The sequence below is a fragment of the Saezia sanguinis genome, assembly GCF_963921665.1.
In the GTDB taxonomy this organism is placed as follows: Bacteria; Pseudomonadota; Gammaproteobacteria; order Burkholderiales; family Burkholderiaceae_C; genus Saezia; species Saezia sanguinis.
In genome coordinates, this window is record NZ_CAWUGC010000018.1 from 157,143 (window position 1) to 177,739 (window position 20,597).

Annotated in this window: 16 protein-coding genes; 9 read left to right on the plus strand and 7 right to left on the minus strand. The window is 51.3% G+C overall.

Annotation, left to right across the window (positions count from 1 at the left end):
- The first annotated feature begins 120 nt into the window (after positions 1-120).
- The 3 genes from AACY98_RS13470 (at position 121) to AACY98_RS13480 (ending at position 6,268) form a co-directional block, all read left to right on the plus strand.
- Positions 121-2,553, plus strand: coding sequence for an autotransporter outer membrane beta-barrel domain-containing protein (locus tag AACY98_RS13470; RefSeq protein WP_339805816.1), 2,433 nt, complete (start codon positions 121-123; stop codon positions 2,551-2,553).
- A gap of 315 nt (positions 2,554-2,868) precedes the next feature.
- Positions 2,869-3,273, plus strand: a complete 405-nt coding sequence (locus AACY98_RS13475; protein ID WP_126977744.1) for a hypothetical protein — start codon at positions 2,869-2,871, stop codon at positions 3,271-3,273.
- A gap of 316 nt (positions 3,274-3,589) precedes the next feature.
- A complete protein-coding gene (locus tag AACY98_RS13480; RefSeq protein WP_339805818.1) occupies positions 3,590-6,268 on the plus strand; it encodes an autotransporter outer membrane beta-barrel domain-containing protein in 2,679 nt (892 codons plus the stop codon).
- A gap of 85 nt (positions 6,269-6,353) precedes the next feature.
- Here AACY98_RS13480 and iscA read toward each other — a convergent pair whose 3' ends face one another.
- The 5 genes from iscA to polA all read right to left on the minus strand — a co-directional run bounded on the left by iscA (position 6,354) and on the right by polA (position 12,209).
- Complete coding sequence (gene iscA, locus AACY98_RS13485) at positions 6,354-6,677, minus strand: iron-sulfur cluster assembly protein IscA (protein ID WP_126977740.1); 324 nt, start codon at positions 6,675-6,677, stop codon at positions 6,354-6,356.
- Positions 6,678-6,708: 31 nt separating this feature from the next.
- Complete coding sequence (iscU, locus tag AACY98_RS13490; protein WP_126977738.1) at positions 6,709-7,095, minus strand: Fe-S cluster assembly scaffold IscU; 387 nt, start codon at positions 7,093-7,095, stop codon at positions 6,709-6,711.
- A 66-nt stretch (positions 7,096-7,161) separates the two neighbouring features.
- A complete protein-coding gene (locus AACY98_RS13495) occupies positions 7,162-8,382 on the minus strand; it encodes an IscS subfamily cysteine desulfurase (RefSeq protein WP_126977736.1) in 1,221 nt (406 codons plus the stop codon).
- Positions 8,383-8,483: 101 nt separating this feature from the next.
- A complete protein-coding gene (gene iscR / locus AACY98_RS13500; protein ID WP_126977734.1) occupies positions 8,484-9,014 on the minus strand; it encodes a Fe-S cluster assembly transcriptional regulator IscR in 531 nt (176 codons plus the stop codon).
- 384 nt (positions 9,015-9,398) lie between these two features.
- Positions 9,399-12,209, minus strand: coding sequence for a DNA polymerase I (polA, locus tag AACY98_RS13505; protein WP_423817575.1), 2,811 nt, complete (start codon positions 12,207-12,209; stop codon positions 9,399-9,401).
- A gap of 187 nt (positions 12,210-12,396) precedes the next feature.
- On the opposite strand from polA, the gene AACY98_RS13510 reads away from it, so the two are divergent.
- From AACY98_RS13510 to AACY98_RS13520, 3 genes are read left to right on the plus strand one after another with little or no spacing between them, the layout of a single operon-like run.
- Complete coding sequence (locus AACY98_RS13510) at positions 12,397-12,756, plus strand: hypothetical protein (RefSeq protein WP_126977730.1); 360 nt, start codon at positions 12,397-12,399, stop codon at positions 12,754-12,756.
- A 14-nt stretch (positions 12,757-12,770) separates the two neighbouring features.
- Entirely contained in the window at positions 12,771-13,805 is a 1,035-nt protein-coding gene (locus tag AACY98_RS13515; protein ID WP_339805824.1) for a homoserine kinase, read from the plus strand.
- 2 nt (positions 13,806-13,807) lie between these two features.
- Positions 13,808-14,677, plus strand: a complete 870-nt coding sequence (locus AACY98_RS13520; RefSeq protein WP_339805826.1) for a BPSS1780 family membrane protein — start codon at positions 13,808-13,810, stop codon at positions 14,675-14,677.
- 72 nt (positions 14,678-14,749) lie between these two features.
- Here AACY98_RS13520 and AACY98_RS13525 read toward each other — a convergent pair whose 3' ends face one another.
- Both AACY98_RS13525 and AACY98_RS13530 read right to left on the minus strand, forming a co-directional pair.
- Positions 14,750-16,321 carry a TerC family protein gene (locus AACY98_RS13525; RefSeq protein ID WP_339805828.1) on the minus strand — a complete coding sequence of 524 codons (1,572 nt, stop codon included), beginning with the start codon at positions 16,319-16,321 and terminating at the stop codon, positions 14,750-14,752.
- 351 nt (positions 16,322-16,672) lie between these two features.
- Positions 16,673-17,443 carry a class II glutamine amidotransferase gene (locus tag AACY98_RS13530; protein WP_339805830.1) on the minus strand — a complete coding sequence of 257 codons (771 nt, stop codon included), beginning with the start codon at positions 17,441-17,443 and terminating at the stop codon, positions 16,673-16,675.
- A gap of 220 nt (positions 17,444-17,663) precedes the next feature.
- On the opposite strand from AACY98_RS13530, the gene hscB reads away from it, so the two are divergent.
- The 3 genes from hscB (at position 17,664) to fdx (ending at position 20,559) form a co-directional block, all read left to right on the plus strand.
- Positions 17,664-18,194 (plus strand): Fe-S protein assembly co-chaperone HscB, encoded by a 531-nt coding sequence (gene hscB, locus AACY98_RS13535; protein ID WP_339805832.1) that lies wholly within the window; start codon positions 17,664-17,666, stop codon positions 18,192-18,194.
- A gap of 166 nt (positions 18,195-18,360) precedes the next feature.
- On the plus strand, positions 18,361-20,220 hold the full coding sequence (hscA, locus tag AACY98_RS13540) for a Fe-S protein assembly chaperone HscA (protein ID WP_339805834.1): 1,860 nt from the start codon (positions 18,361-18,363) through the stop codon (positions 20,218-20,220).
- Positions 20,221-20,559, plus strand: a complete 339-nt coding sequence (gene fdx, locus AACY98_RS13545; RefSeq protein WP_339805838.1) for an ISC system 2Fe-2S type ferredoxin — start codon at positions 20,221-20,223, stop codon at positions 20,557-20,559.
- Positions 20,560-20,597: the final 38 nt, after the last annotated feature.

A 20,597-nucleotide genomic window follows, 5' to 3' on the forward strand; every position in this document is an offset into this window, starting at 1 on the left:
CACCGCATTAACAAGCAGCGGGCGGTGTCAAGACACTCCATTTCGCATTTATTGCTCTGACACGGTTTCGTGTATCCACGATCCACGGCACTGATCATTGCTACTTTTTAAGGGCCCCTCATGATCTATAGCACAATACAAAAAAACCAGCGACCACTGGGCGCAGCAGGAAGACATGCTAAAAGCCTGCCACTTTCAGCAATTTCACTGGCTTTGGTCGGATTGATCGGCACCAGTCTGATATCTGAGAATGCGCAGGCAACAACGTTTTACACTGCTGACTCTTCCAACGCGACGACATCCACGGTCGGCCTGTCTGCAGGCAATCTGGGCAGCAGCACCATCTCAAACCCGTCCGGGCTGACATCCGGCTCGTATAACTACAACTACGCGGCCATCATATTCACATCAACCACCAGCGGGATGTTCACGTTCGGGCAGACATTTGCAAACACCGATACGGTGATGATTCTGTACAGCGGTGTTTATGATCCGTCCAATCCGGGTGCTGGCGGGCTGGTTGGAAACGATGATACAGACCAGGCTGATCATGAAGGTGCCATTGGCTCCCCCACTTCTGTTTCATGCAGTGGCAGCTCAGGCCTTTGCCCGCAGATTTCGTATAGCATCACAGCAGGCATTACCTATACGCTGTTTGTTTCCACTTTCAGCCCGGGATCATCCCTCGTCTTTCCTTTCCAGTTTTATTCCACCGGGGATGTGGTTTTTGGCATCTACAGCGGCCGTACCCCTATTGATCTGATGCAGCCTTATTACCTGTCCAGCGAGCTGGGCGTCACCGTGGACCCGAGCTTTGTCGGCGGTACCTTGAAGATGGACCTGGCTAACGGCATTTACACAGACGATTTTACGTTGGCCAATATCACCACGAGTACCATTGACCAGAGCGGCAACCACTCGGTATTTGAGGGGATCCTCTCCGATGCAACCAGCGGCATACCGGGCAGCATTGTCATTGACAATACGGGCACAGGCGGCTCTGTTACCTTCAATGCGGTCAACACATATACCGGAATCACCACCATTAACACGGGTGCCACATTGGTGATTGGCGACAGCAACTACCCGACCGCAGCGCTCAGCGGCGGCGGAGACGTGATTGTCAACGCAGGCGGTACTTTAGGCGGGTATGGTTCTATTGCCGGAAACGTGAGCAATACAGGTATTGTGGCACCGGGCTCGGCTGCAAGTGCACTGACAACGGCCGTTCCGTTCGGGCAATTGACCATTCAGGGCGACTATATTGGCAATAACGGCGTGTTGCGGCTGAACGCCATTTTGGGGGATGACGCCTCTTCCCAGACAGATAAACTGGCAATCAACGGCAATGCATCTGGCACCACTTATGTCGTTATCAACAGCCTGGGTGGTATCGGCGGGCAAACTGTTGAAGGTATCAAAATCATTGATGTGGGCGGCACATCGACCGATAACGCTTTCGTGCAAAGCGGACGTATTGTGGCCGGGACCTATGAATACAGCCTGGTGAAAGGCGCAACCAGCGGCCTTGACCCGCAAAGCTGGTATCTGACCAGCCAGTACCTTGGGAACAATAACAACATTTATGTGATGCGCCCGGAAGGCGGCTCTTATATTGCCAACCTGTCAGCGGCCAACACAATGTTCAATACACGCCTGCATGACCGTTTGGGCGAAACCCAATATACGGACTTGATCACAGGGCAGGATAAAGTGACCAGCATGTGGATCCGTTACGATTACGGGCATAACCGGTTTGAAGATAACAGCGGTCAGACATCGACCAAATCAGACCGCAGCCTGGTGCAGATCGGCGGTGATATTGCGCAATGGAGCAGCAACGGACGCAACCGTTTCCATCTGGGGGTCATGGGTGGTTATGGCCGCACCGACAGTGACACGAATGCGGCTTTGAGCGGATACAGTTCTTCAGGCAAGGTGGAAGGTTACAGTGTCGGCTTATACGGCACCTGGTATGCCAATCAGGAGGATAAATCAGGCCTGTATATTGACGGCTGGCTGTTATGGAATGACATGAATGCCAAAGTGCATGGCCAGGGGTTGTATGGCGAAAGTTATGACATCAAAGGCGTAACGGCGTCACTCGAAGCCGGGTATGCATTCCAGGTTGGCCAGATGAATGAAAATTATGGCATCTGGATTCAGCCACAGGCCCAGATAACCTGGATGGGGATGGATGCGGACGACCATATCGAATATAACGGCACATTTGTCAAAAGCAATGACAACAACGTGCAGACCCGTTTGGGTGCCAGGGCCTATCTGAGCAATATCAACAGCAGCCAGGCAACTCGCAGCGTTGTGCAGCCCTACTTTGAACTCAACTGGATACACAACACGAAACGCTTCAATGTCAGCATGGATGGTACAAAAATGCGGCAGGATGGTGCCAAAGACGTGGGTGAAGTACGGTTGGGTGTAGAAGCCAATATCAGCCAGAACACTTCTTTATGGCTGCATGTCGGGCATCAGATGGGTTCTGATTCGTACCGTGATACAACAGCGCAGTTTGGCTTGAAATACAGCTTCTGATATTTTGCAGGCTGTGAAAACCAAGGGGACACAATGTCCCCTTTTTTTCGTATCTCGGTTTGCGAGCGATAACCTCACGATCAACCACAGGGTTTAACATGTTGCGCTGCGCTGGTCATGGGTGTTCATGCCTACACGCAAACACATAACCTTATCAGCGGCGGTATTTATCAGGTCATTTTTCAAATTTGACCGAACGTGATGCATCTGTAAAATTCCAATCCGCTGATTCAGAAGAATAGTCTGAACAGCTCTGGCACTCTGCCGGAAAATTATCATAAAACTTAATCCTCACAAGTAAACAAGAGAAATACAATGAGTTCTTTAGATATGGCTTTACAAAAAGCAGTGACATCCATCCCGGACTGTGTGGCAGCAGGCTACGTTGATTTGGCATCAGGCATGTTATTGGGCATCAAAACGGTTGATTCACACCCACGCGAAGTGATCGAGCTGCTGGCAGCAGCTACAGCGGATCTGTTTCAAGGACAGAATGTGCAACTGATTGAGCAGATTTTCCGCAAGGCTCGTGGTGTCAGCGAAGACGGGCGCCACTATTTTCAGGAAATCATCATCAACAGCGATAACCTCCTGCATGTGTTTTTGCGCGGCAAAAAGCAACATCAGGTGGCCTGCTTTGTGTGCAGAAAAGGAGCCAACATGGGTATGGTTCTGACAAAATCCCGCATGATGATTCCGGAAGTGGAAGCTTCCTTATAGTTTAAGGGCCACTTCTCTATAGATAAATAGCCTCTTTCACAGAGGCTATTTTGTTTTTTGCCCTTCTATATCTCAGATCAGAAAGGGTGTGATCAATAAACCGACATATTCGAAATAGAACCGATGAATTTTCATTAAACAAGAATCATTTCAACTCAATTTCTGAAAAAGTTCCATCAAAGAAAAAACAAAAATCTGCTTCTGTGAATTATTTAACATGAATTGGCAGCTTTCACGCTACAGTTTTGCCCTATTTTTAGCCAATGGCAGACAATTCGTCATAAGAATTAATCAATGACGCCAAAAGGGGTATCAAATGGCTCAACGAGTAACACCTCCATTCAAGTTGAAAAAATTGTTGTATGCAACAACTGCCGGAGTGATTGGTGCAGGCTGTATTGTAAGCAACGCATCTGCAGCAACTTTTTACACAGCTGACACCAGCAATTCCACGACATCGACTGTCGGGCTGAATCAGTCAAATCTTGGCAACGGTGTTTTAGGCAATCCATCCGCATTGACCACCGGGTCAAATGTCTTCAAATATTCGGCCATCATATTCACGCCGACAAGCAGCGGTAGTTTTACTTTTGGGCAGACTTACGCACCAAGCGATACCGTCATGATTCTGTATAACGGTGTTTACGACCCAAGCAGCCCGGGAACCGGAGCAATCGTCGGCAATGATGATACCCCGCAGGCAACGCATCGGACGACATTGGGAGACTCAACGCTTAATGTCTCATGCGGTAACAATACAGGCTGGTGCCCGCAAATCACTTTCAGCGTTACAGCCGGTATTACCTATACGCTGTTTGTTTCTGGTTACAGCATCTCAGCAAGTAATAACTTAACACTTCCGTTCCAGTTCTACTCCACCGGAGATGTGGTTTTTGGCGGCTATACCGGGCGCTCACCGATTGACTTGATGCAGCCTAACTACCTGGGCAGCGAGCTGGGCGTTACTGTGGACCCGATCTTTGTCGGGGGCACTCTGAAAATGGATCAGGTCAATGGTATTTATACAGACGACTTCACGCTGTCCAATATCGCCACAAACACCATCGATCAGAATGGCAATAATTCGGTATTTACCGGCATTCTCTCTGATGCGGTCAGTGGTACCCCCGGTGTCATCACCATCGATAATACGGGTACGGGCGGCTCGGTCAGGTTTGAAGGCATCAACACCTATACCGGCTCGACAACGCTCAAAGGCGGGACGCTTGTCGTATCGCAGGATGCCAATCTGGGCGACCCTACTGCCTCGCTCATATTTGATGGCGGAGCCCTGCAAACCGTAGCAAGCTTCTCAAGCGCACGCGACGTCACACTGAACTCTACCGGCACCGTCATTGTGGATGCCGGAACGACGTTTGATCTTTCGGGGGTGGTCTCAGGCACAGGTTCCTGGAGCAAAAACGGTGCTGGTACGCTGGTGCTGAATGCAGACAACATTTATACAGGTACAACCACCATTGATGCCGGCACACTGATGGTGGGCGATAGCAGCCACCCGACTGCTGCTCTGAGCGGTGGTGGCAGTGTGATTGTGAACGCAGGCGGAACTTTGGGCGGATATGGCTCCATTACCGCTGATGTGAACAACTCGGGCATTGTTGCTCCCGGTTCGGCTGCGAATGTTCTTTCCGGCACCACCGGAAGTCTGACAATCCATGGCAACTACATCGGGAACAATGGCGCACTGCATCTGAACGGCGCTTTGGGTGATGATGTTTCTTCCGTGACTGACAAACTGGTGATTGATGGCAATGCATCCGGCACCACGTATGTAACGGTCAGCAACGTAGGCGGCCTGGGTGGACAGACACTTGAAGGCTTTGAGATCATTGATGTGAGTGGTACATCGACCGATTCTGCTTTTGTGCAGGGTGGTCGTATCGTTGCAGGCGCGTATGAATACAGCCTGATGAAAGGCAACGTCAGCGGGCTTGATCCTGAGAGCTGGTATTTGACCAGTGAATACATCATTACCGGCCAGGGTGGTAGTAAAACACAGACCGGCGTCTATATGATGCGCCCAGAAGGTGGAACCTATTCAGCCAATCTGGCAGCGGCAAACAACATGTTCAACATGCGTTTGCATGACCGTCTCGGGGAGCCGCAATTTGCCGATAGCTTGAGCGCGCAGGATAAAGTCAGCAGCCTGTGGATACGTTACGACTATGGACACAACAGGTCTGAAGATAGCAGCGGCCAGTTAACCAACAAGTCTGATCGCAGCGTTGTGCAGGTTGGCGGCGATATTGCGCAGTGGAGCAGCAACGGCAGCGACCGTTTTCACTTGGGTGTGATGGGTGGGTATGGCCGGGTCAATATTGATACCGACTCTTCTTTAACCGGGTACCGCTCTTCCGGTAAGGTCGATGGCTACAGCCTGGGCGTTTATGGCACCTGGTATGCCAACCAGGAAGATAAGTCAGGCCTTTATGTGGACGGCTGGATTTTGTGGAATGATGTCAATGCCAAGGTTAACGGCAGCGGCCTGGCAGAAGAAAGCTATGACATCAAAGGGGTAACCGCTTCTCTGGAGGCCGGGTATTCATTCCAGATTGGCCAGATGAACGAAGAATATGGCGTGTGGATTCAGCCTCAGGCCCAGGTTACCTGGATGGGCGCCAAGGCCGATGACCATATGGAACACAACGGCACCTGGGTAACCAGCAACCGCAACAATGTGCAGACCCGTTTGGGCGCCAGAGGCTACCTGAGCAATATCAATAGCCAGGCCAGCCAGAATGTTGTGCAGCCCTACCTTGAGCTGAACTGGATACACAACACCAAGAGCTATCATGTCAACATGGGGGGCACAGAAGTGTCTCAGGATGGCGCCAAAGATGTGGGAGAAGTGAGAATTGGTATGGAAGCCAATATCAGCAGAAACACCACCTTATGGTTCAATGTGGGGCATCAGATGGGTTCCAATTCCTACCGTGATACAGCCGCACAGTTTGGGTTGAAATACAGCTTCTGATGGGATGGGACGCAAAAAACAAGGGGACATCATCATGTCCCCTTTTCTATTTGCTTGCAGCAAGTGCAACCGTCATTGCTGATGATTAAATCCGGAAGGATTCACCACAGCCACAGCGGCCACGCTCATTGGGATTGTTGAAACGAAAACCTTCGTTCAGCCCTTCTTTCACAAAATCAAGCTCTGTGCCTTCCAGATAAGGCAGGCTTTTAGGGTCGATCAGCACTTTCAGTCCCTGAGAGTCGAAAACCACATCTTCCGGTGTGACCTCATCCGCGTATTCGAGCTTATAGGCCAGACCGGAACAGCCCGTTGTTTTAACACCCAAACGAATGCCAATGCCTTTGCCACGCTTTGCCAGGTAGCTCGATACATGGCGAGCCGCAGATTCAGTTAATGAGACCGTCATTTCATCATCTCCTTTTATCAGGCGCTTTTGCTCAATGGCTTTGACGTGTTTTGTAGTCACTCACAGCGGCTTTGATGGCATCTTCTGCCAGAATGGAGCAATGAATTTTAACCGGGGGCAAAGCCAGTTCCTGCGCAATCTGGTTGTTTTTGATTTCCAGTGCCTGGTCCAGCGTTTTGCCTTTGACCCATTCTGTCACCAGGGAGCTTGAGGCAATGGCCGAACCGCAACCATAAGTCTTGAAACGGGCATCTTCAATCACACCCGTTTGCGGATTAACCTTGATTTGCAGGCGCATCACATCGCCACAGGCCGGCGCACCAACCATGCCGGTACCCACGGATGCATCATCTTTTTCAAAAGAGCCCACATTGCGTGGATTTTCGTAATGATCAACAACTTTATTACTGTAAGCCATTTTTAACTCCTCCCAATACAGAAAACAGCTTTTGCTTGGGATTACTCCAATATGAACGCTAAAAAATCAATGGGCGGCCCACTGAATCGTATTCAGGTCAATGCCATCCTTATACATATCCCACAAAGGGGAAAGTTCACGCAGCTTGGTCACATTGTGGCGGATTGCCTGTACTGCATGGTCAATCTCTTCTTCGGTTGTAAAGCGGCCAATGGTCATGCGCAGACTGGAGTGTGCCAGTTCATCATTGCGCCCCAACGCGCGCAACACATAGCTGGGCTCTAGGCTGGCCGATGTACAGGCCGAGCCTGACGATACGGCAACCCCCTTGAGCCCCATCATCAGAGATTCGCCTTCCACATAATTGAAACTGATGTTCAGATTGTGTGGAATGCGGTGTTCCAGGTCACCATTGATATATGTTTCTTCCAGCCCCTGCAGCCCTTTGAGCAGGCGCTGTTGCAATGCATGCATGCGCGGGAGCTCGGTGGCCATTTCTTCACGGGCAATGCGGAACGCCTCACCCATGCCAACAATCTGGTGGGTTGCAAGCGTGCCGGAACGCATTCCGCGCTCATGGCCTCCACCGTGCATCTGAGCTTCCAGGCGCACACGGGGCTTACGGCGCACATACAGGGCACCAATTCCTTTGGGACCATAGGTTTTGTGCGAGGCCAGGCTCATCAAATCAACTGGCAACTTCTGCAGGTCAATTTCCACTTTGCCGGTAGCCTGCGCCGCATCGACATGGAAAATAACATTGTGCTTGCGGCAAATCTGGCCGATGGCCGTAATATCCTGAATCACACCAATTTCATTATTGACCAGCATGACGCTGGCAAGAATGGTATCAGGTCGGATGGCGGCTTCAAATGCGTTCAGATCCAGCAGCCCGTTGGGCAAAACGTCCATATACGTGACGTCAAAACCTTCGCGCTCCAGCGCACGCATGGTATCCAGAATGGCTTTGTGCTCTGTTTTAACGGTAATCAGGTGTTTGCCACGGGATTTATAAAACTGTGCAGCACCTTTGAGAGCGAGGTTGTCAGACTCTGTTGCCCCTGACGTCCAAACAATTTCTCTGGGATCGGCATTGATCAGCTCAGCAACCTGTGTGCGCGCTTTTTCCACGGCTTCTTCTGCTTCCCAACCCCAGGCGTGCGAACGCGATGCAGGATTGCCGTAATGCTCTCGCAGCCATGGAATCATGGCGTCTACCACGCGGGGGTCGCATGGGGTTGTAGAACTATAGTCCAGATAAATTGGAAAGTGTGGGGTCGTGTCCATTTTTGATGTATCGCTTTTATACTTGCCCAAAAACCACCCAAAGACTTCGTGTCCTAGGCATCATCAAACTGCTCACGGTATTGCTACCAGCGTCAGGTAATTTATTTTGTAAAAGCCGCTCCCAATGCAAACACCGAATTGGGGGCATTGACTTTGATGGGTTTTACAACCGGTGCTGAAGAAATTGCACGCTTGATCGGCGCATCTTCCACCGTAACACCTTTGGCCAGTTGTTCGTCTACCAGTTTTTTAAGCGTGACAGAGTCCAGAAACTCGATCATCTTGGAATTCAAGGAGGTCCACAACTCATGGGTCATGCAGCGCCCGCCCTCACCCAGGCAGTTTTCTTTGCCGCCGCATTGGGTTGCGTCAATCGGCTCATCCACAGCCACAATGATGTCTGCCACTGTGATGCTTTCAGGTTTACGGCCCAATGTGTATCCACCGCCCGGGCCGCGTGTGCTTTCCACCAGTTCATGGCGGCGCAGTTTGCCAAATAATTGTTCCAGATAAGACAGAGAAATTTGTTGCCGCTGGCTGATTGCAGCTAATGTGACAGGCCCCATATGCTGCCGCATCGCCAGATCAATCATGGCAGTAACGGCAAACCTTCCCTTTGTTGTAAGACGCATGGCTGACACTCCTATATTTTTCCTAAGCCTGCTCAAGCACAGGCAGCTATTTAACACCAATTGCAGTCACTGGATACGTTCATCATCGCGATGAATGCACTGGATAATAAATAAGCTGACTCTCATCAGCAATATGGTCAATCAGTGCACTCTGTTCACTAAAATTCCGAATCTTTTACTCGAGTATATCAGAGATTGAGCGATTCAGTCAAGATCGTCAAAGGGTCTTTTGCCGTGGCAGCGCTGAACGCTCAGATTGCACCAGCCTTTCCCCGTCCCGGATACGGGTTTTTACTCTGGTGCTTTCCTTACGGCTGACCTAAAAGCAACTGCCACAGCCGGGAAATAACACTACTGACAAAATAGTTTCCAGCCTTGGCGGTATCAATGCGCTTCGTCCCAGTTGTTGCCAACACCGATTTCAGCAATTAAGGGAACCTTGAGCGTAGCCACACTCGCCATGACCTTGGGAACTTCGGCCTGAATCCATTCAAGCTCATTTTCAGGCACTTCAAAAACCAGTTCATCATGAACCTGCATCACCATTTTGCTTTGGCGCTGCTCCTGATCGAGCTTATCCTGCATGGCGACCATCGCCAGTTTGATTAAATCGGCTGCCGTCCCCTGCATTGGCGCATTGATTGCCGCACGCTCTGCTGCGGCACGCCTGGGGCCATTCGGGCTGGTGATCTCGGGCAGATAAAGCCGGCGACCAAAAACTGTCTCAATATAGCCCAGTTCTTTGGCACGCTGGCGGGTTTCATCCATATAGCGGCGTACCCCCGGATAACGCAGAAAGTAGCGATCTATCCATGCCTTGGCTGCGGATGTTTCAATTCCCAGGTTGCTGGCAAGTCCGTAAGCGCTCATGCCGTAAATCAGGCCAAAGTTAATGACTTTGGCATAACGCCGCTGATCGGCACTGACTTCTTCAGGCTTCACGCCAAAAACTTCGCTGGCAGTTGCGCGGTGCACGTCCATCCCATGGGAGAAGGCTTTGAGCAGCCCTTCATCGCCGCTGAGATGCGCCATGATGCGCAGTTCAATCTGGGAGTAGTCGGCGCTGGCAATTTTGCAGCCTGCCGGCGCAATGAATGCCGTGCGGATGCGGCGCCCCTCTTCCGTTCGCACCGGAATGTTCTGCAGGTTGGGGTCGTTGCTGGCCAGCCGCCCGGTCACAGCAACCGCCTGTGCGTAATTGGTGTGCACCCTGCCGGTTGCCGGCAGAACCATTTGCGGCAGTTTGTCGGTGTAGGTGCTTTTCAGCTTGGACAATGACCTGTGCTCCAGAATCTTGGCTGGCAAAGGATAGTCCAAGGCCAGCTTCTCCAGCACTTCCTCATCGGTGGAAGGCGCGCCTTTGGCGGTTTTTTTAACAACCGGCAGCCCCAGTTTTTCAAAAAATATTTCGCCAATTTGTTTAGGGCTGCCCAGATTGAATTTTTCCCCTGCCAGTTCATACGCCTGCTGTTCAATCTCGCTGATACGCTTGCCCAGTTCTGCGCTTTGTCTGCCCAGAACCTGTGCATCAACCAGTACGCCCTGGCGCTCCATACGTGCCAGTACGCGCGAGGTTTCCATTTCCAGCGCATAAATCCGGGCCAGCCCTGCCCCTTCTTTGACACTTTGCTCGCGGGTCGCATCGATCTGTGGCCACAGTTTCTGATGCACATCTAGCGTCATGTCGCTGTCTTCTGCCGAATAAGTACCGGCTTTTTCAATATCAACCTGGGAAAACGGGATTTGATGTGCGCCTTTGCCGCATAAATCAGTGTAGCTCAGACCCTGGCGGTTCAGGTGGCGCAATGCTAAGCTTTCAAGAGAGTGCTGTCGCTGCGCTTCCAGCACATAGCTTTCCAGCATGGTATCGTGTTGGTAGCCCTGTACTTCAATTCCATGGTTGGCAAATACATGCCAGTCGTATTTGATGTTCTGCCCGAGTTTGGCGGCGCTGGCGTTTTCCAGCCAGGGGCGGAATTTATCCAGAACCTCCTGCAAAGGCAGTTGTTCCGGTACGCCGGCATAATCATGCGCCAGCGGAATATACCAGCCGCTGTAAGGTGCTACGGAAAAGCTCAGCCCGACAATACGCGCCTGCATAGGCTCGAGCGATGTGGTCTCTGTGTCCAGAGCGACCAGATCTGCTTTTTGTATGGCATCCAGACAGGCGTTCAGCGTTTTCCAATCCTGCACCAGCGTGTAGTTTGCGGCCTGCCCGGCAGCTTGTTGAGATGACGGCAACGGCTCATCAGGGAACAGTTCTCCATTGGCAGAAGCATTTGAAATTGAGGAGCTTTCGCCAGAGGATACCGACTTTAACTCCTGCTCCAGTTGCTGCACGCGTTTGCGAAAACCAAAACGTTGCAGAAAATCCCTCAGTGCAGGTTTGTCTTCGGGCAGGATGTGCAATGCATCCAGCTTGGGAAAGCCGTCTATCGCCTGCGTCAAGTTGCAATCGGTCACAATGGTGACCAGCCGTTTGCCTTCCGGCAGCCATTCGAGCGCCTGGCGCAGATTTTCCCCGGCTGCGCCTTTCATTGTGGGCGCGGCAGCAATCACACCATCCAGCGAACCGTACTCACCGATCCATTTGGCGGCTGTTTTCGGGCCCACCTTATTGACGCCAGGGACATTGTCGACCGCGTCGCCCATCAGCGTCAGGTAATCAATGATCTTGTCAGGAGGCACGCCAAATTTCTGCGTTACGCCGTCAATATCCAGCCTTTCACCGGACATGGTATTCACCAGGGACACATGCTCGTTGACCAGTTGGGTGATGTCTTTGTCTCCGGTTGAAATCACAACCTCATAACCATTTTGCGCCCCGATGCAAGCCAGTGTGCCAATCACGTCATCAGCTTCAACGCCCGGCACCACCAGTAGCGGCCAGCCCAGTAAGCGCACCACTTCGTGTATGGGTTCTATCTGTGCCACCAGATCTTCGGGCATTGGCGGCCGATTGGCCTTGTATTGGTCATACCATTCATTTCGAAATGTTGGCCCTGGCGCATCAAATACGCAGGCACCCAGTACCGCAGGTTCACTTTTACGCAGGCTTTCCAGCATATTGACCATGCCGTGCAAAGCGCCTGTCGGCGGGCTGTTACGGTCTCCGGCCACCACATGCATATCGGGCATGGCGTGGTATGCACGGTACAGGTAGCTGGAGCCATCAATTAAAAGCAGTTTTTTCATAAGCAGCAATTGTCACTTGTTTTATCTATCAGAGCCAGGCCTGCGTCTATTACAGGAAAAATAGTTTGATACATGGGAAACCCAATAACCGATATACTCTCACTTATTGCACATACACGCACAGCCCAGTGCTTATTTTTGCACAAACGCCCTGTGGCCCTGAGAGTACTTTATCCATTTTTAAATCATGTCAAAAATTATCACCACCGTCAGTTTTGCGACATTGGCCGTACTGAGCGGGTTCTATATGAATGCACAGGCCCAGCAAGATGCTGCTACCGGCAGTTCACCAGCGCCAGCCGCCGTACGGGTTCAGGACAGCCCTGAGGCAGATTCCGGCACGCCCGAAGCCAAAGCCGAGCGCATTCATATTGACGATGGCAGCATCCAGATCGATGAACTGCGTGTGCGTGGTGAAACGCAAAGCATACAGGTGAAGCCGCAGGGCAACATGCCGTCTTATGAAGTGGTGCCGGATTCTCCTGCACAGCCATCTGACCGTAATAACAATGCGGGCCAGCGGGTCTGGCGTGTTCTGAGTTTTTAAGTCTTCAGGTCAATATGGCTGTTTTTACAGAAGTCTCTTTTGACGAGGTACAGGCGTTTCTGGTTCCGTTTGATTCAGGCAAACTGATTGCACTGAAAGGTATTTCTTCAGGCATAGAAAATACCAACTATTTTGTCACAACAGATCAGGCGGAATACGTCCTGACTATTTTCGAGCGGCTGGATTTTGAACAACTTCCCTTTTACCTGGGACTGATGCAGCACCTGGCCGGTAAAGGAATTCCGGTGCCGGCACCGCAGCCGCATCGCCAAGGCGCACATCAGGGTGAAATCCTGCATTCGTTAAAGAACAAGCCTTGCGCGCTGGTGGAGCGCCTGTATGGGCATAACCAGTTGGCCCCTCAGGTTCACCATTGTGCGCAGCTTGGCCATTACCTTGCGCTGATGCATACAGCCGGCTTGGACTTCCAGCTTCAGCAGCCTAATTTACGCGGGCTATCCTGGTGGGAGGAAACCATTCCCTTAGTGCTGCCCTTTTTATCAAGTGAGCAAAGCCAACTGATCCAAAACGAACTGGCCTTTCAGCAAAAAACGGCTGCCAGCGCGCAATACCAGCAACTGCCACGTGGTCCAGTGCATGCGGATCTGTTTCGCGACAATGCCATGTTTGATGGCCAGACGCCTGAAACCGAACGGCTCAGCGGTTTTTTTGACTTTTATTTTGCCGGCATTGATACATTCATGTTTGACATTGCCGTATGCCTGAACGACTGGTGCGTGAACCTGCAAACCGGTGAACTGGATGTGCCCCGTGCACAGGCCCTGATGCAGTCATACCACCAGCAACGCCCTTTGTCTGATGCGGAGCTGGCCATGCTGCCAGCCATGTTGCGTGCCGGGGCGCTGCGCTTTTGGACATCGCGCCTGTGGGACTTTTATCTGCCCCGTACCGCACAAATGCTGACACCGCACGACCCCAGCCATTTCGAGCGTATTTTGCGCCACCGCGTCAACCACCCATGGAATTGGCTGCCTGAAAAACACCTCTCTTCATCTGAACACCCTATCCCATCAGCTGACACTTTCTGACTATGAAACTCAATATTGTTCCCATGACCGCCGGTCAGCAATGGATTTTTCAAAGCTTTTCTGCGTTCAAACGCAGCCCCATGCATTTCATTGGCTTGGCCGTACTCAGTTTTTTCATGACGTTTGCCTTGTCGTCAACATTGCCATATATCGGCCCGCTCTTGGCGTTCATGGTTTCTGTGTATTTCAGCCTGGCATTCATGATTGCCACCGATAATATCTTGCACAACAATCCGTCGTCATTCACCCTGCTGCTTAACGGCATCCTGAATGCGCCGGCAGGCAAAAGACCGTTATTCACCCTGAGTGTCATGTACATGGCTGCAACGGTTCTGGTATGGCTGGTATGCCGACAGATCACCGCCAGCCTGTTTCCTGAACTTACAGCCCAGTTTGTGGAACTGACCATGCGGCTGTCAGATCCCAACAGCACATCCATTGTTTTGTCTGAAAATGACCAAATGCTTCTCGTGCAGTATGTTTCTGTGATGAGCATCCAGTCCTTGTTCATTTATGTGATTGTGCTGTTCTTCTTTCTCTTCACCCCTGCTTTGGTTTATTGGGGGCAAATACCAGCAGCCAAGGCCATATTTTTCAACCTGATTGCAGGTTATAAAAATATAGCGGCCTTTGCACTGTATGCAGTCATGTGGCTGGCTTTATTGACTATCAGCTTATTTATTGTCAGCCTGTTTTGCAGTCTGCTGGCGATGCTGCTGGGGTTGAACACATTTACCACCATGCTGCTTTTTTTCATTGTGGTAACGTGCTTCATGGCTTTATTTGCATTGTTTCAGATCTCTGTTTATTTTGCATTTAAAGCCTGCTTCAAAATGGATGCACCTGCACCAGCATCTGTGCCACCGCAATAAGTTTGCTTTTAGCCGTATAGCGTCAAACGCTCCCATTCTTTTGCAAACAGAATGTGGAGCGTTTTTCTTACTTTAATCTGACTGATCCGGTTGTATTACTGGCAGCATGCTGATGCGCACCAGCTCAATACGGCGCTTATCCATCTCCACCACCTCAAAGCGGTAAGGCGCAATATCAATCACCGTGCCCTCCTGCGGTATCTGACCATATTCAGCCAACAGCAGCCCTGCCAGCGTCGCATACTCTTCTCCCGGCTGGATAAAGTCAATGCTTCCCAGCGCCCGCTCCAGCTGATGCAGGCTGGCACTGCCCTTGGCCAGCCAGACTTCGCCTTCCTGTTTGGTGATATCAGGCGTTTCATCTTCATCCGGAAACTCACCGGCAATGGCTTCCAGAATGTCCAGCGGCGTGATCAGCCCCTGAATTGCCCCAAACTCATCGGTCACCAGTACCAGACGGCGTTTGGCTGCCCGCAGGACTTTCAGCAATTGCAGCGAGTCAATACTTTCTGGCACCATAATGGGCGGGTGCTGCTTGAGCATGTCATCCACGGCAATGCCATTTTCCATGGCTTCCAGCAGATCTTTGGCATTGACGACGCCAATCACATGATCAAGATTGCCCTGGCAGACCGGAAACAGACTGTGCGGAGAGTCCAGCAACGCCTGCTTGATCTGCTCAGGCGTATCTTCGCTGTCAATCCAGGAAATATCCATGCGCGGCGTCATGATGGTTTTGATGGAGCGGTCTGCCAGCGTGAGAATCCCGCGGATCATGAAACGCTCTTCATCCCCAAATACAGGGCTGTTCGCACTGGCTTGTGCACCGGAACCGGATGTTGTTTCAGATGCAGCGGTAAAAGTGTGTTTGCCTCCGTGCAGCCCAATCATGTTAAAAATGGTATTCGCTGTTCGCTCCCTTAACGGAATACGCGCCTGATACTTCAGGAAATTGCGGCGTGCCACCTGGTTAAAAATTTCGATCATGATGGAAAAACCGATAGCGGCGTAGACGTATTTTTTATCCACATGCAGGCCGAAACCTTCTGCAATCAGTGTGGCGCCAATCATCAGCAAAAAGCTCAGACACAGCACGACCACGGTAGGATGCGCATTGACAAATTTGGTCAGTGGTTTAGAGGCAAACATCATCGCCCCCATGGCAATACAAACCGCGCTGACCATGATCCAGAAGTGCTCTTTGGCCAAGCCGACAGCCATGATGACCGAGTCCAGCGAAAAAACCGCATCCAGAATAACAATCTGAACAACGACGCTCCACAATGTGGCATGCTCGCGTTGTCCATGCTCGGCAGCAGGCACACCTTCCAGCCGTTCATGCAATTCCACGGTGGCTTTGAAAATCAAAAACAGACCGCCGCCCAGCATGATCAGATCATGCACGGAAAACGGATGTGAAAAAATAGTAAACAGTGGCTCTGTCAGCTTAACCAGCAGGAACACCAGTGACAGCAGAATGATACGCATCACCAGCGCCAGTGAAAGCCCGATGATGCGCGCCTTATCTCGGTGCTGAGGGGGCAGCTTGTCAGCCAGAATGGCGATAAAGACCAGGTTGTCCACCCCCAGGACAATTTCCAGCAGTATCAGCGTCAGCAGCAGAATGATCAGGGAGAATTCCATTATGCATGCTCCTGTGTGCTTAAATGCAATGCAGGCATTGCCCTGCTGTCGCACGCCGCCGGCAAATAGCCAAGGCGGGAGTTGCTATGCAATCGGGGAGGAATAAACTCAATGAAAGGGCACGAAGTGCCTGAAAAGAGATGAGAAAATAAACGTATATAAGTCAATCGACTTCGAGGACGGTCCATGATAAAGGTCATTAAAGAAAAAATGGCAGTTCTCACCGGAACTGCTTGTCTAAATATACACGATTTTTGTAATTGGCTGCGCTCGTGGCAGAATCCAAAATGTGTTAAGCCGTAAAAAGCCGTGTTTGCCTATAGCGTATCACAGCCCAAAAAAGCGCCGGGGCTAAGTATCAATCAGGTACTCGCCTTTCATAAATACTTTCAGCTCGCCTGTACTATAAGGCTCCCAGGGCTCATCCGTTGTCAAAGGTTCTGTTGCAATCAGCGCTACGCGATCGTCACGTGTGGTGAGCTGAGAAAAGTCCACAGCCATGTCTTCATCCTGCAGACGTGCTGATTTGAAAGGAAACTGCCGCGTCAGGTGAAATAAGCTGGTTGTACAGTGCGTCCACAAGGCCACACCGTTGCTGAGCATGAAATTAAAGGTGCCATAACGTGAAACTACCTGAGCCAGTTCACGCAGCGTGTTGCTCAATTCGGCAATGGAAGGCATACCGGCATGCGCCTTGGCCAGTTCCTGCATGATCCAGCAGAATGCCAGTTCGCTGTCTGTGCTGCCCACTGGCCGAAAATGCGAATGCAGCCGCGGTGCATAGTTTTTAAGATCTCCGTTGTGAGAAAAAACCCAATACCGTCCCCACAGTTCCCGGCAGAACGGATGGCAGTTTTCCAGCCGAACCTCGCCAACAGTCGCCTTGCGGATATGCGCAATCACATTTTCGCTTTGGATCGGATAGTTTTTGATCAGCACCGCCACAGGTGAAGTCAGCGCGGGCTGCGAGTCCACAAACAGCCGTAACCCCTTGCCTTCAAAAAAGGCAATACCAAACCCATCCGTATGAATTCCTGTTTTTCCGGCACGATTGGCAAAACCGGTAAAACTGAAAACAATATCGGTTGGCGTATTGCAGTTCATTCCAAGTAATTGACACATGTTGCTATATTAGCGGGGTTTTGAGCGTTATGCTCATATCAAAGGGCATTTTTGAAAGCCGCAGCCGGCAAATAACCGTGTCAGCAGCTAATACCTCACGCAGCGTAGGTGCAAGTCACGCGCAGAGCCCTGCCTATGCCGTACGTACATACAATATCCCCTATTTGGGGCGGGCAGCCTTTCTGCCCTTGGCACACACAATAAAACAAAGATAAGTACCATGAGTACCTCCGTCAATCTGACCGATAACGACTTTGCAATTCTGGGCATAAAGCAGCAGTTTGAACAAGATGAGCAGATGCTGCAACAACGCTGGAAAGATCTGCAGGCGCAGATGCACCCTGACCGCTTTGCGTCTCAGGGCGAGGCAGCACAACGGGCAGCAACCCAATGGTCGGTGCGGATCAATGAGGCTTATCAACGCTTGAAAAACCCGGTTGCGCGTGCAGCACTGCTGTGCGAACTGGCCGGCGTTGCCATCAATTCAGAAACCAATACATCAATGCCAGCTGCATTTTTAATGCAGCAACTGGAGTGGCGTGAACAGCTTGAAGCCGCCCGGACGGTGAATCAGGTTGATCAATTGCAGGGCATTGTAGACGCAGAATACGCGCGGTCTTTGTCCACACTGGCCTGGCTGATTGACGAAAAAGGAGACTATCCGCAGGCGGCACAACAGGTCCGTGTTCTGATGTTCATGGACCGGTTCATGAAAAATATCAACGATAAGCTCGACCAGCTTGACGCCTGAAGCCATATCAGGCCGGCCAGATTTGATTTCCTTGCATACATAATCACTCTCAGAAGGGATAACAGGCTTGCCCCTGATAAGGACACAGTTTCGCTGGTATTATTCGGCATGACCCCCTAATACGGGCAAAATATAAAAAATATTTCATTTGTAATCAACTGTACTGATGGCTTTACTACAAATATCAGAACCTGGTGCCACGCCAGACCCCCACCGGCGTCGCATCGCAATCGGTATCGATCTTGGAACCACGCATTCTCTGGTTGCCGCGGTTCGCAATGGTATTGCAGAATGTCTGCCGGACGAGCAAGGCATGTATCTGCTGCCTTCTGTTGTGCATTATCAGGCCGGACAGCCTGCACAGGTAGGGACCATGGCTGAACTGGTGCAGGCATCAGACCCGGTCAACACCATTCTTTCGGCCAAGCGTTTCATCGGACGCAAACTGGAAGACATATCAAACCCGGATCAGCTCCCCTACCGCTTGCTCAACACGCCGGGCATGGTGGCTTTTGATACCTCTGCAGGCATTAAATCTCCGGTAGAGGCTTCTGCAGAAATTCTGCTGGCACTGAAAAAACGGGCAGAAATGACGTTTGGCACGGAAGATATTGTCGGTGCGGTCATTACCGTTCCAGCCTATTTTGACGATGCCCAGCGTCAGGCTACCAAAGACGCTGCCCGCCTTGCCGGGCTGCATGTACTGCGCCTTCTGAACGAACCTACCGCGGCAGCCATAGCATACGGGCTGGATAACGGCAGCGAAGGTATTTACGCTGTTTACGACCTGGGGGGCGGTACTTTTGACCTTTCAGTGTTGCGTCTGACCAAGGGCGTGTTTGAGGTCATATCCACGGGCGGGGATTCTGCCCTTGGGGGTGATGATTACGATAATGCACTGGCACAGTGGATACTTGAAGCACGGAAAATTGAAATATCCTCACCTGAAGACAAGCGTGCCATTCTAATGGCAGCGCGTCAAACCAAAGAAGCGCTCAGCACCAAAGGCGTTGCAAAATTTTCATGCAAAATCAATCAAATAGACGTTGAATTTAATGTGTCTCGTGAAGAATTTGACGCATTAACCCATAGCCTGACAGATAAAACCATTCAATTAACCCGCAAGGTTTTACGCGATGCCCGGTTAAAGCCGCATGATATACAAGGCATTGTGCTGGTAGGCGGAGCCACCCGCATGCCCCAGGTGCATCAGGCGCTGACAGACATGTTCGGTTTTGCGCCGCTGACCAACCTGAACCCGGATGAGGTTGTGGCATTGGGTGCGGCAATTCAGGCCGATGCGCTGGCGGGCAACAGAGATAATGAAGACATGCTGCTGCTGGACGTACTCCCCTTATCGCTGGGCATTGAAACCATGGGAGGGCTGGTGGAGCATATCATCCCCCGCAACTCCCCGATCCCCATTGCCAAGGCGCAGGATTTCACAACGTTTAAGGACGGCCAGACCGCCCTGTCGCTGCATGTTCTGCAAGGAGAACGCGATCTTGTCAGCGAATGCCGTTCGCTCGCCAGCTTTGAACTGCGTGGCATTCCGCCCATGGCAGCAGGCGCCGCGCGCATACGCATTACTTTAACAGTCGACGCTGATGGCCTGTTGACCGTACAGGCGCAGGAACTGACCTCTGGTGTGGAAGCCAGCATTGAAGTCAAACCGTCATACGGCCTTTCAGATGCAGACATTACGCACATGCTCAACGATGGGTTCAACCATGCGCAGGACGATATGCGGGCCCGCAGCCTGCGTGAAGCACTGGTGAGTGCGCAACAGCTCATGCAGGCGACCGACTCGGCATTGGTGGCTGATGGTGACCTGCTCGAACTCAGTGAACGCATGGAGGTGGATGTATTGATCAATGCGCTGCAAAAAGCCATCCAGTCAGAAAATGTTACAGCAATAGAAGCCGCAACGCGTGCTCTTGCCAACGGTACAGAAGGCTTTGCCGCAGCGCGCATGAACCGCAGCATTCGGGATGCGCTATCGGGTCGGCATGTTGAGGAATTGTGAATGCCAGTTATCAAAGTATTACCCCACGAACATCATTGCCCGGACGGAACTGAAATCCAGGCCGAACCCGGCACATCCATTTGCGAGGCCTTACTGGAAAATGGCATACCCATTGAACATGCCTGTGAAATGAGCTGTGCCTGCACAACGTGCCACGTGGTTGTTCGTAAAGGATTTGACTCTCTGAATGAAGTGCAGGAATGTGAAGAAGATATGCTGGATAAAGCCTGGGGACTGGAGCCAGATTCGAGGTTGAGTTGCCAGGCCATTATGGCGGATCAGGATGTCACCATCGAAATACCGAAATACTCCATCAACCACGCGCGCGAAAACGGATAAAACAGGTATGCCCTGTTGGCCTGTACCTTGTATACTTT

Excerpts from the sequence above, each read along its gene's own strand:
- iscR (WP_126977734.1), bottom strand. The coding sequence starts at position 9,014 with ATGCGTCTTACAACAAAGGGAAGGTTTGCCGTTACTGCCATGATTGAT.
- hscA (WP_339805834.1), top strand. The coding sequence starts at position 18,361 with ATGGCTTTACTACAAATATCAGAACCTGGTGCCACGCCAGACCCCCAC.
- fdx (WP_339805838.1), top strand. The coding sequence starts at position 20,221 with ATGCCAGTTATCAAAGTATTACCCCACGAACATCATTGCCCGGACGGA.
- AACY98_RS13520 (WP_339805826.1), top strand. The coding sequence starts at position 13,808 with ATGAAACTCAATATTGTTCCCATGACCGCCGGTCAGCAATGGATTTTT.
- hscB (WP_339805832.1), top strand. The coding sequence starts at position 17,664 with ATGAGTACCTCCGTCAATCTGACCGATAACGACTTTGCAATTCTGGGC.
- AACY98_RS13530 (WP_339805830.1), bottom strand. The coding sequence starts at position 17,443 with ATGTGTCAATTACTTGGAATGAACTGCAATACGCCAACCGATATTGTT.
- AACY98_RS13470 (WP_339805816.1), top strand. The coding sequence starts at position 121 with ATGATCTATAGCACAATACAAAAAAACCAGCGACCACTGGGCGCAGCA.
- iscU (WP_126977738.1), bottom strand. The coding sequence starts at position 7,095 with ATGGCTTACAGTAATAAAGTTGTTGATCATTACGAAAATCCACGCAAT.
- AACY98_RS13480 (WP_339805818.1), top strand. The coding sequence starts at position 3,590 with ATGGCTCAACGAGTAACACCTCCATTCAAGTTGAAAAAATTGTTGTAT.
- AACY98_RS13510 (WP_126977730.1), top strand. The coding sequence starts at position 12,397 with ATGTCAAAAATTATCACCACCGTCAGTTTTGCGACATTGGCCGTACTG.
- polA (WP_423817575.1), bottom strand. The coding sequence starts at position 12,209 with ATGAAAAAACTGCTTTTAATTGATGGCTCCAGCTACCTGTACCGTGCA.
- AACY98_RS13495 (WP_126977736.1), bottom strand. The coding sequence starts at position 8,382 with ATGGACACGACCCCACACTTTCCAATTTATCTGGACTATAGTTCTACA.
- AACY98_RS13515 (WP_339805824.1), top strand. The coding sequence starts at position 12,771 with ATGGCTGTTTTTACAGAAGTCTCTTTTGACGAGGTACAGGCGTTTCTG.
- iscA (WP_126977740.1), bottom strand. The coding sequence starts at position 6,677 with ATGACGGTCTCATTAACTGAATCTGCGGCTCGCCATGTATCGAGCTAC.
- AACY98_RS13475 (WP_126977744.1), top strand. The coding sequence starts at position 2,869 with ATGAGTTCTTTAGATATGGCTTTACAAAAAGCAGTGACATCCATCCCG.
- AACY98_RS13525 (WP_339805828.1), bottom strand. The coding sequence starts at position 16,321 with ATGGAATTCTCCCTGATCATTCTGCTGCTGACGCTGATACTGCTGGAA.